The organism is Comamonas sp., assembly GCF_036643215.1.
Lineage (GTDB): Bacteria > Pseudomonadota > Gammaproteobacteria > Burkholderiales > Burkholderiaceae_C > Comamonas.
Genome location: NZ_JAVXSJ010000013.1, coordinates 2,231 through 19,728 on the forward strand (window position 1 = coordinate 2,231; position 17,498 = coordinate 19,728).

The 17,498-nt window shown below is 60.6% G+C and carries 10 protein-coding genes and 1 pseudogene; 5 read left to right on the forward strand and 6 right to left on the reverse strand.

All coding sequences use genetic code 11. From position 1 onward, the window contains the following. Nucleotides 1-640: pseudogene (locus RSF91_RS10620) on the reverse strand (ATP-binding protein); the annotation flags it as partial. Then, complete coding sequence (locus tag RSF91_RS10625; protein ID WP_332568489.1) at nt 640-1,311, reverse strand: response regulator; 672 nt, start codon at nt 1,309-1,311, stop codon at nt 640-642. The gene RSF91_RS10625 and the pseudogene RSF91_RS10620, both read right to left, overlap by 1 nt. Nucleotides 1,312-1,493: 182 nt before the next feature. Between RSF91_RS10625 and RSF91_RS10630 the strand changes: the two genes are divergently transcribed. The 5 genes from RSF91_RS10630 to RSF91_RS10650 all read left to right on the forward strand — a co-directional run bounded on the left by RSF91_RS10630 (nt 1,494) and on the right by RSF91_RS10650 (nt 9,173). Next, nucleotides 1,494-2,906 (forward strand): prolipoprotein diacylglyceryl transferase family protein, encoded by a 1,413-nt coding sequence (locus RSF91_RS10630; protein ID WP_332568390.1) that lies wholly within the window; start codon nt 1,494-1,496, stop codon nt 2,904-2,906. Between the two features lie 21 nt (nt 2,907-2,927). Continuing rightward, nucleotides 2,928-3,812 (forward strand): thiol:disulfide interchange protein DsbG, encoded by an 885-nt coding sequence (dsbG, locus tag RSF91_RS10635; protein WP_332568391.1) that lies wholly within the window; start codon nt 2,928-2,930, stop codon nt 3,810-3,812. A gap of 77 nt (nt 3,813-3,889) precedes the next feature. Continuing rightward, a complete protein-coding gene (locus tag RSF91_RS10640) occupies nt 3,890-4,240 on the forward strand; it encodes a DsrE family protein (protein WP_332568392.1) in 351 nt (116 codons plus the stop codon). A gap of 153 nt (nt 4,241-4,393) precedes the next feature. Continuing rightward, nucleotides 4,394-7,975, forward strand: coding sequence for an autotransporter outer membrane beta-barrel domain-containing protein (locus tag RSF91_RS10645; protein ID WP_332568393.1), 3,582 nt, complete (start codon nt 4,394-4,396; stop codon nt 7,973-7,975). A 271-nt stretch (nt 7,976-8,246) separates the two neighbouring features. After that, nucleotides 8,247-9,173, forward strand: coding sequence for an amino acid ABC transporter substrate-binding protein (locus RSF91_RS10650; RefSeq protein WP_332568394.1), 927 nt, complete (start codon nt 8,247-8,249; stop codon nt 9,171-9,173). Nucleotides 9,174-9,238: 65 nt separating this feature from the next. On the opposite strand, the gene RSF91_RS10655 is transcribed toward RSF91_RS10650, so the two are convergent. From RSF91_RS10655 to smc, 4 genes are all read right to left on the reverse strand, one after another. Then, nucleotides 9,239-10,288, reverse strand: coding sequence for a patatin-like phospholipase family protein (locus RSF91_RS10655; protein WP_332568395.1), 1,050 nt, complete (start codon nt 10,286-10,288; stop codon nt 9,239-9,241). A gap of 34 nt (nt 10,289-10,322) precedes the next feature. Further along, complete coding sequence (ligA, locus tag RSF91_RS10660) at nt 10,323-12,449, reverse strand: NAD-dependent DNA ligase LigA (RefSeq protein ID WP_332568396.1); 2,127 nt, start codon at nt 12,447-12,449, stop codon at nt 10,323-10,325. A 61-nt stretch (nt 12,450-12,510) separates the two neighbouring features. After that, nucleotides 12,511-13,869: a cell division protein FtsZ gene (locus RSF91_RS10665; protein ID WP_332568397.1), complete on the reverse strand. Its 1,359-nt coding sequence runs from the start codon at nt 13,867-13,869 to the stop codon at nt 12,511-12,513. Nucleotides 13,870-13,906: 37 nt separating this feature from the next. Beyond that, nucleotides 13,907-17,434: a chromosome segregation protein SMC gene (gene smc, locus RSF91_RS10670; protein ID WP_332568398.1), complete on the reverse strand. Its 3,528-nt coding sequence runs from the start codon at nt 17,432-17,434 to the stop codon at nt 13,907-13,909. Between the last annotated feature and the right edge of the window lie 64 nt (nt 17,435-17,498).

Here is a 17,498-nt window from a genome sequence, read left to right on the forward strand (position 1 = left end):
CAATGCGCACGCCGTGATCTTCCAGCACATAGGTGCGCCACGGGCGCCCTCCTTTAATGACGGTGGAAAAGCCCAGCGGCAGCGGCGCCTGAAAGCTGGGCGCACCGGCCGTGCGAGCCAGAACCTGCGAATCATCGGGTTCGGCCGCTTCTGGCATGTGCACGGGCTGCGCCTTATCTCCAGCCCTGTCTCCAGCCGCCTCTCCGGCCCTGTCTCCAGACTGAGCACCCACATGACTGCGCGGCACCGCCAGCGGAGACGCCGGGATCAGCGCCGCAGGCATTGCTGTGTCAGCCGGCGTATTAACGGTTTCAGTATTAGGCGCTTCAGTATTTTCAGTATTGATAGCTGCTGGCGCAGGTGCTGTATGCACTTCACTGCGGATCATGCTGACTTCACAGGCCACGCCATCACGCGCGACCACGTTGAGCATGGGCCCCCAGTCTTCAGGGTTGGCGTTTTGCGGTTTGAACTGGTGGACGATGCCCGCCACCATACGGGCCGATGCAATCAGCCGGTCATCCAGCACCGAGCGCAGCTCGTGGCGCATGCCGGTAAACATCCAGGTAGCGACACCGCCCCAGAGCGTACACAGCGCCAGACACAGCCAGACCAGCAGTCGAACCCGCAGACTACGCATCAGTGACCGCCTTGAATGCGCCCCAGGCGAAAGCCCACGCCGCGCACCGTCTCCACAATGTCTGTACCCAGCTTGCGGCGCAGATGGTGCACATGCACATTCACGGCATTGCTCTCCACATCAAGGCTGTAGCCATACAGGCTGTCGCGCAGCTGCTCCAGATTGAGCACGCGGCCCGGCGACTGCAGCAGCGCTCGCAGCAAAGCCCATTCGCGGCGCGACAAATCGACCGCCTGCCCCTCACGCACAGCCTGGCCGGCGGCCAGATCAACCTTGACATCGCCCAGCACAATCCAGTCCACAGACCGGCCCGCCGCACGGCGCAGCAGTGCATGCAGGCGTGCAGCCAGTTCATGCAGATCAAAGGGTTTGACCAAATAATCGTCTGCACCGGTTTGCAGACCTTCAATGCGCTGCCCCACCGCGTCGCGTGCGGTCAGCACCAGCACGGGCAGCTCAAGACCCTGACTGCGCCAGCGTGCCAGCAGGTGCAGGCCGTCCTCGTCGGGCAGACCCAAGTCCAGCACGCACACATCAAAGTGCGATGACTTGATAGCCGCATCAGCCTGACTGGCACAGCCCACCACATCGACACCAAAGCCCTGTAACTGCAGGCCCGCCTTGACCCCGCTGGCGACCAAAGCGTTATCTTCTACTAACAGCACATGCATCGTCGTCACCACGAAACTCTGGCTTGCAGCACCTCTTGCGGTGAGTAAGCGCCCGTTACGTGCCTATTCGTCAAAAGTGATCAGCATCGCAGATTTAGGTTTTCCCAGCGTTAACCGCGACTTAATCCCTTGCACCCAAGATTGGCGGGTTATTCACTCCGCTTTTGAATGTTCACCCGCTCATGCGCCCACGCCTTTATGCTGCCATCGCCCTGCTTTTAGCCTTGTTGCTGACCGGGGCCACTGCGTGGGCTCAGCCTTTGAGCATTCCCAGCCTTAACAGCCAGGCAGACAGCGCGCAGGGCGATGTTTTGAGTGCGGAGCAGGCTTTCGTCCTTTTGCCACCTGCGCTAGGCGCTATCAAAACCGAAGATAAAACAAAAGAAAAGCAGCTCACCCTCAACTGGCAGATTGCGCCCGGCTACTACCTTTACCGCGATCAGATTCGCATTAGCGATGCACAGGGCCAGAGCCTGAATGCCAACATTCCGCAAGGCGAAACACTGACGGATGCCTTTTTTGGCACGGTGCAAGTATTTCACCAGCAGCTCACAGTGCAAGCCGCCTTGCCCACCCGGCCAGAGCAATGGCCGCTGCAGCTGCAATGGCAGGGCTGCGCGGAAATTGGCGTGTGCTACCCGCCGCAGCAAGCCAGCGTGACTGCACAGCAACTGCGCTTGAGCTTGGATGCAGAACCCGAAAACGCGGAACCCGTCAGCGCCACACATTGGCTGGCTCTGCCGCCTAGCGTGTTGCTAGGCCCTGTCGCCCTGCCCACCATGGCACTGATTGTGTTTATGGCCTTGTTTACCAGCCAGTGGTGGGCCAGACGCCAGCAACTGCGTAGCGGCCAGCCGGTGGAATCGGCCCTGCTGCAAGCCACGATTGCCGGTTTACTGGGCGCACGCCTGGCCTATGTGGCGCAGTGGTGGCCCGAGTACTGGGGTGAAAGCATGGCCGATGACCTGAGCGGCCTGCTGCGCATGCTCGATATCCGCGATGGCGGCTGGAATCTCTGGGCCGGCGTGCTTGCCGCCCTGCTCTGGGCGCTGTGGCGCAGCCGCAAACAAGCCGCTTTGCGCCGCGACAGCTTGCAGGCGCTGGCTGTTGGCGCTCTGATAGTGATAGCTGGCCACGCCATGCGTACCTGGCCTGCCACTCAAAACATGGCCTTACCGAACACGCCTTTTGTGAATGCCGCTGCGCAGACCGTGGATTTGAGCCGTTACAAAGGTCAGCCGCTGGTGATCAACCTCTGGGCCAGCTGGTGCCCGCCCTGCAAGCGCGAGATGCCGGTGATGGCGCAGGCCCAGAAAGAGCACCCCGGCGTGCGATTTATCTGGATCAATCAGGGCGAAGACGCTGCCAAAGTCATGCGCTACTTGCAGACCATGCCCTTGCCAGCCGCCCAGGTGCTGCTGGACCCGCAGCAGCTCGCCAGCCAGCACTGGCAGCAGCGCGGTCTGCCATCAACATATTTTTATGACGCAAGCGGGCAACTCAAAGGCATGCGCATGGGCGAGCTATCTCGCGCCAGCCTTGCCGAGCAGCTGCGAGTCATAGCGCCCCGCGAACACAGCCCTGATAAGCAATAACTAAAAACGGAGATTTTTATCGTGCCCCGCCAGTTGCCCAGCTTTCTGTCCAAGCTTCGCCAGTCATCGCCCCTGCTAATCCCTATCGCCGCAGCCGCTGCCGCCACGGTGGTCGCCGTGGCCTATGCACATGACGCCATCGCCTCGACGAAGGCGAGCAGCAAACCAGAGATCATCAGCACCTCTGGCGAGCTGCCTTCGGCGCATTTTCTGGCAGAGCAAGGCCTGACCATCGCCGGTCCCATGCCATCTGCCGGTGGTCTCAAAGCATGGGCCGCCTATCGCGACCAGCAGCCCATTCCCATCTACCGCCTGCCCGACGGCAAGCACTGGGTGATAGGCACGGTCATTGATGCGCAGGGCAAGGACGTCAACGCCAAGACATTACAAAGCGCCGTGCAAAAGCCCATGGGCCAGCAACTGTGGAGCGATCTGGAGGGCACCCACTGGATTGGCGACGGCAAGCCCGATGCACCGCAGATTGCCTATGTCTTCACCGACCCCAACTGCCCTTACTGCAACCAGCTGTGGCGCGACGCGCGGCCTCTGGTGCAATCGGGCCAGCTGCAGCTGCGCCATATTCTGGTGGGCATACTGCGCCCCAGCAGCCAGGGCAAAGCCGCCGCCATTCTGGCCGCGAAAGCCCCCGAGCAAGCGCTGGCCAGCCATGCTCTGGCCTATGCCGATGCCAGCGGCAAAAACCCCGACACACTGGGGATCGCGCCCCTGCAGCGCATTCCCCTTTCTGCCCGTGATGCGCTGTCCAACAATGTCTCGCTGATGAACAGCATGGGCCTGCGCGCCACACCCGCAACCATCTGGAAAAACGCACAGGGACTGGTACAGACACGTACCGGCATGCCCCCCGGGCTGTTGAACAGTGTGATGGGCACACCCGCCCCCTAAGAGCCAAAATGGCCTGCAGCCCATACTCAACAGGCGCTAGAAGCTATCATCCCAGTAGCAAACTCTGACTGCACACCATGAGCCAACCTGACTGGAATTCCCTGCTTCCTGCCCTGCACCCCGACACCCGCGTGGTGCTGCATGCCCCCACGCCGCAAGCGCTGGCGCGTGCACGCGGCAACTTCAAGAACCTGACGGCAGCCCACCCTGCGCTGCAGGTCTGGATTGTCGTCAACGCTCAGGCCGTGCAAGCCGTGCTCGACCAGCCCCATGACATGGGCCCCGCCCTGGCGCACGTTCTGCTGTGCCCCAACACTCTGAAGAACAACGGCGTCACCGCACCCGAGAACATTCAGGTCCTGCCCATGGGCGCCGTGGAAGCCATTGCCCGCATGCAGCAAGCGGGCTGGACCTATATCCGCAGCTAAAAACGACTTTAAGAATCTCCTATGAATTATTAACAATTCATAGGCATTCTCGCAGCGCCACTGACTGAGCTGCAGGTGTGCTTCCTACATCGAAAAAAACTATCTGAAATAAATTCAAATCAATTTATTTTCAGTATCGATGTGCGAGGCACCATGAACAAAACATATAGGTCTATCTGGAACGCATCCTTGGGCAGCTGGGTCGCAGCCCCAGAGACCGCGCGTCATGGTTCAGGCAAGACCAAAGCCTCCGTTCTGGTCCTTGCAACAGCCTTGCTGGCCTGCAATGTGGTGCATGCAGACACCACGGTCACGCTGAGCGACCAGCAGATATCCAGCACCAGCTACGCCACAACCCCTTCGGACAATCTGGTTCTGAGCATCAGCAATGGCACGGCCACGCAGTCTGGTGATATTTCAGGCACAGGTTCGCTCGTCAAAGACGGGGCTGGCACCGTGGTTCTGAGCGGCAACAACACCCACAGCGGTGGCACCGCCATCAACGCCGGCGCTTTGCAGGTCAATCAGGAAAGCGCTCTGGGCTTGGCTGCAAGCGGGGTTACGGCTAACGCCTCTACGTTGAAGCTAGGGCTGAGCGGCTCACAAGGCACCAGCTTCAATCGGGCCCTGACGCTACAAAACAATAGCCAGCTCAACTCCGCCTTTGGCAGCAACACCTGGGCAGGTGATATCACGTTGGAAAACCCAGACCCCAACCGCGATGCCAGCGCCAGCGCTACAGCGGATACCGGAGCCACACTCAATCTCACAGGCAAGATCAATGCCGCAAGCAGCTTCCGGCTGGAGACGACTGGCAACGTCAATGTGAGTGCAACGACGAGCAACGTCGGCATTTTTCGCAGCAATAGCAATGCAGGCACGACTAGTCTGCATCTCAATAACGCCAACATTCAGGCCAGCACAAGCGACCAAAATGCTGCAGGCCTTTATTCCATTTTTGACATCGGAAAAAGCCAGGTACTGGTGACCAACTCCACCATTGCAGGCTACCAGGGCATCAACACCAACCAGAGAAGTGCCGTCACCGTGCAGGACTCGACGATCAACGGCGTGGCAAACGGGGTGTTCACACAATGGGGTTCCAGGGCCACCCTGGAGCGTGTGAAGGTCAACGCAGTCAATCCCGGCGGCGCTGCGTTTGGGGTGGACAGCCTGATCAGCTCGCACACCGAGATCAAGGACTCCACCATCAACGCCACCGCCACAGGCGGCCCTGCAATCGGCGTGATGGTACGTTACGGCACAGCGCAACTCGGGGAGAAAGGTGGCACTGTCACGCTAAGCGGCAACAACAGCATTTCGGCCCACCGCACCGACCTCACACCGGCAACGCTTGGCAACACATCGGCCATCTTGCTGTTTCCGTACCCTGAAGGGGGCGGTGCGGTCAATGTCTCGGGCCAGCTCAATATCGACACCAATGGCCGCGCCATCTACAACCGCATGGGCACCATCACACTGACTGATGCCAGCATCACTGGCACCGGGGACTCTGCCAGCATCCTTCCCATGTACCTGGAAAGCTCCACATCCGTGATGCTGCTCAAGGGCAATACACAGGGCAACAATCAATGGAGCTGGGAAGGGTCAGGCGGCACCTTTGACATCAGCGCCGTTCAAAGCACAGCCCCGTTCATTCTAGGTAGTCTGCGAGGCCAAAGCACAGTGATGCTAGGCGGCCATGAACTAGCAGTGGGCGGTGGCAATATCGACACCACGTTCAGCGGCAATCTGCAAGAAGGCGGCATCGCTGGCGGCACAGGGGCATCACTGCAAAAACTGGGCACAGGCAAGCTAACCTTGGCTGGAACCAGCAGCTATACCGCCGGAACCACCGTGCAGGACGGTGCACTGATCGCCGGTAGCGCCACCGGTTTGCCACAGAACACCCCCTATACGATCAACGGCGGCACCCTTGATCTGGGCAGCTGGGATTTACAGACCTCGAACCTGAGCGGCACAGGCGGGGCCATTGCACTGAACGCCAAGACACTGACGGCGAATCAGGCAACCAATTCCAGCTTTGCGGGCAGCATTCACGGCAGCGGCAACCTGATCAAGCAAGCAGCGGGCTCACTGACTCTGAGCGGCACCAACACCTATACCGGCACCACCGATATTGTTCAAGGCATGTTGCAGGCAGGCGCCGCCAATGTGTTCAGCAATGGCTCGACGCACAATGTCGCAGCGGGTGCTGTCATGAATCTGGCAGGTCACAACCAGTCGGTGGCGGGGCTCAGCAACAGCGGCACGGTCCAACTCAGCGCAGGCTCACCGGGCACGGTGCTTAAGGTGACAGGGCCTTACACAGGCAACAATGGAGTGATCGCACTGTCTTCCGTGCTGGGCGCCGATGGCAGCACCAGTGACAAGCTGCTGCTCAGCGGAACAGCCGCTGTAGCCAGCGGCACGACATCATTGCAAGTCACCAATGCAGGCGGCCTGGGTGCACAGACGCAAGGCTCGGGCATTGAGGTGGTTGGCACAGAAAATGGGGCCAGCCTGCAGCCAGGCAGCTTTACGCTGGCAGGCGGGCATGTCGATGCAGGTGCATTCGAATACCGTCTGGTGCAGAACGCCCAGAGTGCAGCCCTGCAATCAAGCGCTGCACCAGCTCCACCACCGGCACCCACACCACGCTCCATCGATCCACCACCTGCACCGGCACCTGCCCCCACTGCAACGCCCTCCCCCGCACCAAGCCCAGCACCGCGTTCAATAGATCCACCACCTGCACCGCAGCCAGCTCCTGCCTATCGTGCAGAGGTACCGCTGCTGTCCGCACTGCCCGCGCAACTGCGCCAGGCCGACATGGCCATGCTGGGTGATATGCACAAACGCATGGGCGATGAAATCGCGGCAGCCGGAGCTGAACCTGCGGGCAACCGCCGTGTATGGGGGCGCATCTTGCGCACCGACCCCACAATTCGCCAGCAAGGCGCGGTCAGCCCCGAGAGCAGTGGCCATATGACAGGCTTTCAGGCAGGTATTGACCTGTACGCAGACAAAAACCTCAAGGCAGGTCTTTATGTAGGCCAGCTCGAAGGCGATATGAGCGTGCATGGCTTTGCCAGCGGCGTGCAGGGCAAATATGTGGGCTTCAACCATCTGCGCAGCCGCTACCTGGGCGTGTATGGCACCTGGCAAGATGACAGCGGCCTCTATGCAGACGCTGTGCTGCAGGGCGCAGACTATCGCAGCGACTTGCACACCGCAGGCAACGCCACACAGGCCCGAACCAAGGGCAGTGGCTGGCTTGCATCGCTGGAGGTGGGCAAGCCTTTTGCGCTCAACAGCCAATGGCAGATTGAGCCGCAAGCCCAGCTCATCTACCGCAAGCTGAGCATTGATGACACAGCGCTAAGCCTTGCTACCGTCAAAACCAAGGCCGATGACGACTGGACCTTGCGCTTGGGCGCACGCATCAAGGGCAGCTTCACCACCAGCGCAGGCGTGTTGCAACCCTATGGCCGCGTAAATATCTACCGCGCCAGCAATACGACTGACGTTGCCAGCTTCATCACGCCTGCAGCAGTTACCGATATCAAGGCCCAAGGCGGCTACACCGCAACCGAACTGGCAACTGGAGCCAGCCTTCAGATCAACCGGCGCACCAGCATCTATGGCGAACTGGGCAAGCTCTGGGCCATTGGCGGTGACAGCCGCATCAAGAGCGGCCTGCAAGCCTCGGTGGGTTTCAAGGTGCAGTGGTAATTGCAATAGAAGCGGATTCAGAGCCAGCTTGCAGCAAGCGGCTGGCTCTGAATCCGTCGCTAAAACGCGGTAAGGCCCCCGGGAGTGACGCATTGCGCAATGTCCGCAAACTGCGTCAATTTATGTCAAGTGCAGCCAAGCCACCTATGGAAAGCGCCTAAAGCTGGCTACATTCGTAACCATCAGCAACACATAAGTAATTACCCGAGGCATGGCAAGATCCTTCACTGCTTTCGGGTATCGCTCCCTACCTGTACACCGAGGAGTACCCATGCTTTTTTCCGCTCGCCCCCTGAAGCGCCTGCGCTCCCCCATGGCTGCCCTGAACATAGGAGCCGCACTGCTGGCCGCCTTGGCCGCACTGCCTGCAGCGCAGGCTGGCGAGCTGGAAAAAATCAAGGCTGCCGGTCGTATCACAGTGGCCCATCGCGACTCGTCCATTCCTTTTTCATACCTTGACGCCAACACCAAACCCATTGGTTACGCCATGGACCTGTGCGCCAAGGTCGTAGAAGCGATTCGCGTGCAATTGCGGATGCCTTCGCTGCCGGTGGACTATCTGGCAGTCACCTCAGCATCGCGCATTCCCTCCATCGTAGAGAGCAAGGCATCGCTGGAGTGCGGCTCCACCACCAATAACGCCGAGCGCCGCAAGCAGGTCGATTTCACCATCCCTCACTACATCGCCTCGGTGCGTCTGCTGGTGCCTGCCAGCAGCAGCATTAAGACGGCGGAAGACCTGGGCAACAAACCCGTGGTGTCTACGCAAGGCACAACCAGCCTGAGCGAGCTGACCCACATCAACGCCGAGCGCATGCTCAAGATGCAGATCACCCCCGTCAAAGATCACCAAGACGGCTTCAACGCCGTCGCCACAGGCAAGGCTCAGGCCTTTGCAATGGATGACGTTCTGCTTTCCGGCCTGCGCGCTCAGTCCAAAGAGCCTGCCAAATACGCCGTGGTGGGCAAGTCCATGACGGTAGAGCCTTACGCCATCATGCTGCCCAAGGGCGATGAGGCTTTCAAGAAGGTGGTCAACCAGGAAATGCTGCGCATCATTCGCAGCGGTGAGATGCAAACGCTCTACACCCAATGGTTCCAGAAGCCGATTGCACCCAACGGCATCAATCTTGAGCTGCCCATGCCTTATCTGCTGCGCGAATCGCTGCGCTTTCCTACCGACAAGATCGCCGAGTAATTCCGTCTCTTGAACAAAAAAGACGCCTTCAAAGGCGTCTTTTTTATGGCCGGCAGCAAGACCCTCTACAGTCCCCAGCCCTTGAGCGCAGGCAGCACCAGCTGCGTCGCTGCATAGCCTTCGTCGATGGACTCGCGCCCACGGTGAAAATCCATCAGCCCGACATGCGAGAGGCGCGGCGCAATCAGCACTTCGGCCGGGTCGCCCGCCATACGGCTGCGCGTAATACGCATCTGCATGATGTTGACGCTGGCCATCACCACATTGAGCAGCGAGGGAATGCGCGGTGAATCGTCTTCCTCCGCATCGCTCTCGTCCTTACGGCCCATGCGCATGACTGACGACGACATGGTCTTCACGCTGGTCATACTGCGCTTCCACTTGCCAGACCAGCCCACGGGGGAGGCATGGGCGGCCAGGGCCTCGGGAATTTGCCCAAGCGGCAGCGGCGGTTCATCGTCTTCATCAAGCTGCATCTGCGACGCCCTGACCTCGCGGGTATGAATCTTGAGGTCGGTCTCGCTCATGTCCACGGGCTTCATGTGCTTGCGCATGATGTCAGCGTTCAGATCGACAGCGATCACAATGTCGGCACCCATGGCCCGCGCCAGCGACACTGGCACAGGGTTGACCAGCCCGCCATCGACCAGCAAACGCCCATCGTGTGTCGATGGCGTAAACAAGCCGGGCAGCGCGATGGAGGCTCGAACGGCCTCGGCGATGGAGCCCTTGCGCAGCCAGACCTCAGCGCCCGTCTGCAGGTCGGTGGCTACGCAGCCAAACGGAGCGCCCAGCTCCTCCATGGTTTCCTGCACAAAGTTCTCGCGCCAGAAGTCGATGATCTTCTCGCCTTTGAGCAGACCACCGCCCAGGTTGAAGTCCATGAAGCCGAACACCTTGCGCTTGCCAAGGCCCAGCACCCAGCTCTCAAACGCATCCATCTCGCCCGCCGCATAGGTCGCGCCAACCAGCGAGCCTATGGATGTGCCGCAGATGATGTCCGGGCTGATACCGGCTTCGCGCAGCGCATGCAGCACACCAAAATGCGCCCAGCCACGGGCCGAGCCGCTGCCCAATGCCAGACCCACAATCGGTTTGCGTCGCAATTTGTTCATGCTTGCTTTCTACCGCACTCAGCGCTTAAAAAGATTACGCAGGCTTCTCGCCTGCCAGCAGCGCCAGCATGCCAGCCTCGTCCAGCACAGGCACGCCCAGCTCTTCGGCCTTGGCCAGCTTGCTGCCCGCCTCGGCACCGGCCACCACATAGCTGGTCTTTTTGCTGACGGAGCCAGAGACCTTGGCGCCTGCCGCTTCAAGCATATCTTTGGCGGTATCGCGGCCCAGCGTGGGCAAGGTGCCGGTCAGCACCACGGTCAGCCCCGCCAGAATCTGCGGAGCCTTTTCAGCAGGCGCACCCTCTTCCCAGTTCACACCGCAGGCGCGCAGCTGCTCCACCACCTCGCGGTTATGGGGCTGGGCAAAAAAGGTGTGAATGCTGTCGGCCACAACAGGCCCCACGTCCTTGACTTGCAGAAGGTCTTCAACGCTGGCGTCCATGATGGCGTCCAGCGTGCCGAAATGCTTGGCCAGATCTCTGGCTGTGGATTCGCCCACATTGCGAATCCCCAGGCCAAACAGAAAACGCTGCAGCGTCGTGCGCTTGGATTTTTCCAGCGCATCCAGCACGTTCTGGGCCGATTTGACCGCCATGCGATCCAGCGCCGCCAGCGACGTCAACCCCAGCTTGTAGAGGTCAGGCAGCACGCGCACCACCTGTGCATCGACGAGCTGATCGACCAGCTTGCCGCCCAGGCCTTCAATGTCCATGGCGCGGCGGTGAGCGAAGTGCAGGATAGCTTCCTTGCGCTGCGCAGCGCAGAACAGGCCGCCCGTGCAGCGGTGGTTGGCCTCGCCTTTTTCACGCACCACTTCACTGCCGCAGACCGGGCAGGCCTTGGGCATGCGGAAATTGGGTACGTAAACCGGACGAACGCCAGGCACCCTGCCCGCGACCTCGGGAATCACATCACCGGCGCGGCGCACGATGACCATGTCACCCACGCGCACGCCTTTTTTGCGAATATCAAACAGGTTCGACAGCGTGGCATTGGTCACCACCACGCCGCCGACTTGCACAGGTGCCAGCCGCGCCACGGGGGTGAGCTTGCCGGTTCGGCCCACCTGCACGTCGATGGCTTCCATCAACGTAGGCATCTCTTGCGCCGGGTATTTGTGGGCCACGGCCCAGCGCGGCTCGCGCGACTTGAAGCCCAGCTGGCGTTGCAGCGCCAGGCTGTTGACCTTGTAGACCACGCCATCAATCTCATAGGGCAGATTGGCGCGTTCAGCACCGATGCGCTGGTGAAATGCTACCAATTCAGAAGCACCCACCGCAATACAGACCTGAGGTGCGACCGGGAAACCCCATGATTTCAGCGTCTGCAGCATGGCGTAGTGGGTGCCAAAGTTCGGGCCGCCCTGCTCGGGGGGGGTGATCTCGCCCAAGCCATAGGCAAAGAATGAGAGCGGGCGCTGCGCTGCAATATTCGAGTCCAGCTGGCGTACCGATCCCGCTGCCGCATTGCGCGGGTTGGCAAAGGTCTTGGCCCCGGCAGCCTGCTGGCGTGCGTTGAGCTTGTCCAGATCGGCCTTGGCCATATGCACCTCGCCGCGCACTTCCACCACGGGCGGCACATTCTGGTCAGCGGGCAGGCACAGCGGAATCTGGCGAATGGTGCGAATGTTGTGGGTCACATCCTCGCCCACCTCGCCGTCGCCACGCGTGGTGGCCTGCACCAGCAAGCCGTTTTCATAGCGCAGGTTCATGGCCAGGCCATCGAACTTGGGCTCGGCCACATATTCCACAGCAGGGTCGGCCTCTGTCAGCTCCAGCTCTTTGCGAACGCGCTGGTCGAAAGCGATGGCACCTGTGGCCTCGTTATCGGTTTCGGTCTGAATGCTGAGCATGGGCACAGCATGGCGCACCGGAGCCAGTCCGTCGAGTACCGCTCCAATCACGCGCTGTGTGGGCGAGTCAGGGGTAATGAGCGCCGGGTAGGCACCTTCCAGCGCCTGCAACTGCTGATAGACACGGTCGTATTCGCCATCAGGCACCGTGGGCGTATCCTGCACATAGTATTCATGCGCCCACTGGTTGAGCTGGGCACGCAGCTGCGCCACTTTGGCGAGCACGCTTTCAGGAACTCCTGTTTTCGTAGCTGCCTGCGCTTTTGAATCCTGAGGTTCAGCGGAAAAAAGGTCTAAATTCTCGGTCATACGCATCCCGCTGCAATTCAAAGTCTGAGATGAAAAAGGCCAACATTGTTGGCCTTGTTATTTAGCTGAAAAGTCTTCTGGCGAGAAGCGACCCGGCTGACAGTTCACGGCTGTCGAGCTTGTCGTAGAGCAGCTCCAGATCATGCTGAATCGGGTCCAGTGCGGACACGGGCAGCAGGTAGCCGTTCTGGTCGCACAGTACGCCGTCCATGGTCTGGCACAGCTGCTCGGCCACCTGGCGCAGTCGCACAAACGGCTGCTGGCCGCGCGGCACCTGAGCGACGTCAAGGCTCAGCAAAAATTCACGCACCACGGACTGATCGAGGTCATCGCCCATGGCGGCCTGCGGGTCGTAGCTGAGCACCAGCACAGGCGGCAGGCCATGAATAGGCGACTGCAGCAGCATGCGGCCGGGCATGGGCGTGGTGACAAAGCCCAGGCGCTGCGCGTTTTGCTGCACATAGCCAGCGCTCCACGAGGCCTGACGGGCGCGCAGCATGAAGCTCAGCTGCGCATCGTGCTCGCTGGCGAACTGGTCCAGTTCACGGCCTCGAGAGACTTCATTGAGCATGTTAGGCACATCGACCATGGCACCCAGTGCATCGGCAAAGCGCTGAATCTTGGTGACGAATTCCGAGAACTCAATCTCATTGAGCGAGCCTGTGCGGTTGGCCAGCTGCACACCGGCCTGAAAGCCCAGATAGCGCTGACCGGCCTGCAAAGGCTCCCACTGCTTGCTGTCCTGATTCATGCCTTCAATCGCAAACGGCTTGTTGCCCGCACGGCGTGTGCTGGGCTGGGCTTGCAGCGCCACTTCACCGGGAACCATCTGCGCCACGGTGATGGGGGTAATCGCGTCGATCAGCTCATCGAGATGACCACGGCGCTCTACCGACGATGCAGGTGGGATGGAAACGGACAAAGACTCGGCGGTCAGCACCGGCTCCACAGGATCGGCCTTGACTGGTTTGGGCGCAGGAGCGGCCTGGCCCGTAACTGCGGCAATCGCGGCATCGGTGCGCTGGGCGGTGACTTCGCCTTCTGGCTCATTCACATCAGACGCATCTTGAAGCAGAGCTTCCTGGCGCTGGGCTTCTTCATGCGCTTCGCGGGCCACCAGGCGAGCCAGTTCCGCATCGGCTTCGGCAAAGCGGCCACCGGACTCGGGCATCTGTACGGGGTCGGTGCCGGGAATGGCCTGACCAAAGTCGCCCAGCACGGGCTCGCTCTGGTACTTGGTCAGATCGGCACCATGGCCAACGGTGTTCATACCGGGCTCATGGCGCTGCGGATCGGCACTTTCCTCGACGGGTTCTGCACGCTTGGGCCCATTGCGGCGCGCAGACCAGGAGTTGTAGGCAACGATCAGAGTCAAGAGCACCACACCCAGGACAGCCAGACTGATTTGCAAATTACTCATGTGAGAAAACAGTTCTTCAAAAAAGTGGCAACCAAGCTCAGGATAGCTCAGCCATGGACAGTGCGGACTCCATGTCCACTGCAACAATTCGTGAAACGCCCTGCTCCTGCATGGTCACGCCGATCAACTGCTCCGCCATTTCCATGGCAATCTTGTTGTGGCTGATGAACAGGAACTGCGTGCTCTTGCTCATGCTGTGAACCAGCTTGGCATAGCGTTCGGTATTGGCATCGTCCAGCGGCGCGTCCACCTCATCGAGCAAACAGAAAGGCGCGGGGTTGAGCTGGAAAATGGCAAACACCAGCGCAATCGCCGTGAGCGCCTTCTCCCCGCCCGAGAGCAGGTGAATTGTTTGATTCTTCTTGCCGGGCGGCTGGGCAATCACCTGCACGCCAGCATCCAGAATTTCATCACCGGTAATCACCAGCTTGGCCTGACCACCGCCAAACAGCTCGGGGAACATGCGACCAAAGTGCTGGTTGACGATGTCAAAAGTGCCGGTCAGCAGATCACGCGTTTCGGCGTCAATCTTGCGAATGGCGTCTTCCAGCGTCTGCATGGCCTGGGTCAAGTCGTCCATCTGCGCATCGAGGAAGGTCTTGCGCTCGCGGGCCAGCGTCAGCTCATCGAGCGCGGCCAAGTTGACAGCGCCCAGTGCGGCAATTTCGCGGTGCAGGCGGTCAATTTCGCCCTGCAGGCCGTGCATGCGTACATTGCCCTCGGCGATGGACTGCGAGACGGCGGCCAGATCGGCATTGGCTTCGGTCAGCAGATTGCTGTACTGCTCGAGACCCAAGCGCGCGGCCTGCTCCTTGAGCTGAAATTCGGTAATGCGCTGGCGCAGCGGGTCCAGCGCTTTTTCAAGGCTCTGCCGGCGCTCATCACTGGCGCGCAGCTTGTTGGTCAGGTCCTCGTATTCGCTGCGGCGCTGGGCCACGTCTTTTTCGCGCTGCATTTTCAAGTCCAGCGCATCCTGCAGGCCACCTTGGGCCGCAGCATCGGTCAGGCGCGTCAGCTCGTCTTGTGCGCGCTGCTGCTCTTCGGCCAGCGACTTGGCTTGCTGGCTGGCGGTTTCAATGGTGCGCGACAGCTCGCCTCGACGGGCATGCAGAGTGCGCTGCGAGAAGGTCGCTTCCTGGGCTTGGCGCTCCAGCGTGCGCAGTTGCTCGCGTGATTCGTTCAGGCGGCGCTCGGCTTCGAGCACGCGGTCGCCCAGCTGGGCATGGCGCTCCTGGCTATCGGCCAGTTGCATGTCCAGCTCTTCAAAGCGGCCTTCGGCAGAAATTTTGCGCTCTTCGATATCAGAGAGCTGGGCCTCGACTTCGGACAGATCGGAAGAGATTTGGGCATTGCGCGCACGGGCTTGCTCGGCCAGTTGCGACAGGCGCAACGTTTCAACCTGCAGCTCATGCGCACGGCCTTGCGACTCAGTGGCTTCGCGGCGTGCGGCTATCAGACGCTGCGAAGCATCGGCATAGGCGCTTTCGGCCCGCACCAGTGCAGAGCGCGACTCGTCTGCAATCAGCACTTGGGCGCGCACTTCTTTTTCGAGATGCTCAATTTCCTGCGCACGTGCCAAGAGGCCCGATTGCTCGGAGTCCTGCGCATAAAACGTCACGCTGTGCGCAGTCACGGCGTGGCCCGTAGGCACATAAATGGTTTCACCGGCCTGCAACTCAGCGCGCTTGGCCAGGGCCTCATCGAGTGAGGGCGCGGTGTAGCAGCCCGAGAGCCAGTCCACCAGCACGGCGCGCAGACCGGCGTCGTTGATTTTGAGCAGGTCGCTCAGGCGGGCAAAGCGGGCCGTGGACGCAGCTCCAGCCGCTTGTGCGGTGCTGAAAAAAGCCAGTCGGGCTGGCGGTGCATCTTGCCCACCCGAGCCCAAAAAGCCGCGCACCATATCAAGGCGGCCGACCTCCAAAGCGCCAAGGCGTTCGCGCAGTGCGGCTTCCAGCGCATTTTCCCAGCCAGATTCAATGGCGATGCGGCTCCACAGACCCTGCATGCCTTCTAGGCCATGCTTGGCTAACCAGGGCTGGAGCTTGCCGTCGGTCTTGACTTTTTCCTGCAATGCCTTGAGCGCTTCAAGGCGCGCCGACAGATCGGAGTGGCGGCTGCTTTCGGCATTCACGGTTTGCTGGCGAGTGCGGCGGTCTTCATCCAGCTGGGGCACGCTGTCTTGCAGCTCGTTGAGCACGGCATCAGCCATTTCGGCCAATTCCTGCGCTTCAGCCAGTTGCGTCTGCAGATTGCTCAAACGCGCTTCGTCGGGCGTTTCCAGCGCATTGCGGTCAACGCGCAGACGCTCGTAACGGGTTTCAAACTGGCGGCGCTGCTCATCCAGGCTACGCTGCTCAGCGGCCAGTACCTGAATTTGCTGCTGCACCTGCACCACAGAGCCGCGCTGGTCCGCGTCGGCCTTTTGCGCATTGCGCAGCGCATCTTCCAGGTCAGGCAGGCGAGTGCTTTGCTCTTCGAGCTGAGCAGCCAGCATTTCGGCCTGCTCCTCGGCATCCATGCCTGCGCCTTCGATGTTCTCAATCTCGCCCTGAGCCTCTTCGCTGCGGCTGCTCCACAGCAGCAGTTGCTCGGCCAGCTGCTGCAAGCGTTGCTGCACGCGCTGGCGGCCTTCCACCACGTAGCGAATTTCGGCTTCCAGCTTGCCGACTTCGGCCGTGGCCTCGTACAACTTGCTTTGCGACTGGTTGACCTGATCGCTGGCGTCGTAATGCGACTGGCGCAGGGTTTCGAGTCCGCTTTCGTTGTTGCGGATATCAGCCATGCGCTCTTCAAGCTCATTGACGACCTTGAGGCCTTCAACACGCACGCGGTCTTGCTCGCCTTCGGCTTCGGCACGCTTCATAAACCACAGCTGCTGCTGCTTGAGCGTGACCTGCGCGTTCAGGCCGTTGTATTTGGCCGCAACTTCGGCCTGCTTTTCCAATTTATCGAGATTGGCGTTGAGCTCGCGCAGAATGTCTTCCACACGGGTGAGGTTCTCGGTCGTGGCCGAGAGGCGGTTTTCCGTCTCACGTCGGCGCTCCTTGTATTTGGAAACCCCAGCCGCTTCTTCGAGGAACAGACGCAGCTCTTCCGGGCGCGACTCGATGATGCGGCTGATCGTGCCCTGGCCAATGATGGCGTAGGCGCGCGGGCCAAGCCCGGTGCCCAGAAACACGTCCTGCACGTCTCGTCGACGCACGGGCTGGTTATTGATGAAGTAGCTGCTGTTGCCGTCACGCGTGAGAACGCGCTTGACAGCAATTTCGCCAAACTGCCCCCACTGACCGCCAGCACGGTGATCGCTGTTGTCGAACGACAGCTCAACACTGGCGCGGCTCGACGGCTTGCGGTGCGTGGTGCCGTTAAAGATGACGTCCTGCATGGACTCGCCACGCAGCTCGCTGGCCTTGCTCTCGCCCAGCACCCAGCGCACCGCATCCATGATGTTGGACTTGCCGCAACCGTTAGGGCCCACCACGCCAACCATCTGCCCGGGCAGAACGAAATTGGTGGGCTCGGCAAAGGATTTGAAGCCGGAGAGCTTGATGGTATTCAGGCGCACGGTGTCAGGGTCGGTCTAGAGGCTGGCCTGTAAAGGCTTTGTGAGGGGAAAAGCAGAAACGCAA

Excerpts from the sequence above, each read along its gene's own strand:
- ligA (WP_332568396.1), bottom strand. The coding sequence starts at position 12,449 with ATGACCGAGAATTTAGACCTTTTTTCCGCTGAACCTCAGGATTCAAAA.
- RSF91_RS10640 (WP_332568392.1), top strand. The coding sequence starts at position 3,890 with ATGAGCCAACCTGACTGGAATTCCCTGCTTCCTGCCCTGCACCCCGAC.
- RSF91_RS10650 (WP_332568394.1), top strand. The coding sequence starts at position 8,247 with ATGCTTTTTTCCGCTCGCCCCCTGAAGCGCCTGCGCTCCCCCATGGCT.
- RSF91_RS10645 (WP_332568393.1), top strand. The coding sequence starts at position 4,394 with ATGAACAAAACATATAGGTCTATCTGGAACGCATCCTTGGGCAGCTGG.
- RSF91_RS10630 (WP_332568390.1), top strand. The coding sequence starts at position 1,494 with ATGCGCCCACGCCTTTATGCTGCCATCGCCCTGCTTTTAGCCTTGTTG.
- RSF91_RS10655 (WP_332568395.1), bottom strand. The coding sequence starts at position 10,288 with ATGAACAAATTGCGACGCAAACCGATTGTGGGTCTGGCATTGGGCAGC.
- RSF91_RS10665 (WP_332568397.1), bottom strand. The coding sequence starts at position 13,869 with ATGAGTAATTTGCAAATCAGTCTGGCTGTCCTGGGTGTGGTGCTCTTG.
- RSF91_RS10625 (WP_332568489.1), bottom strand. The coding sequence starts at position 1,311 with ATGCATGTGCTGTTAGTAGAAGATAACGCTTTGGTCGCCAGCGGGGTC.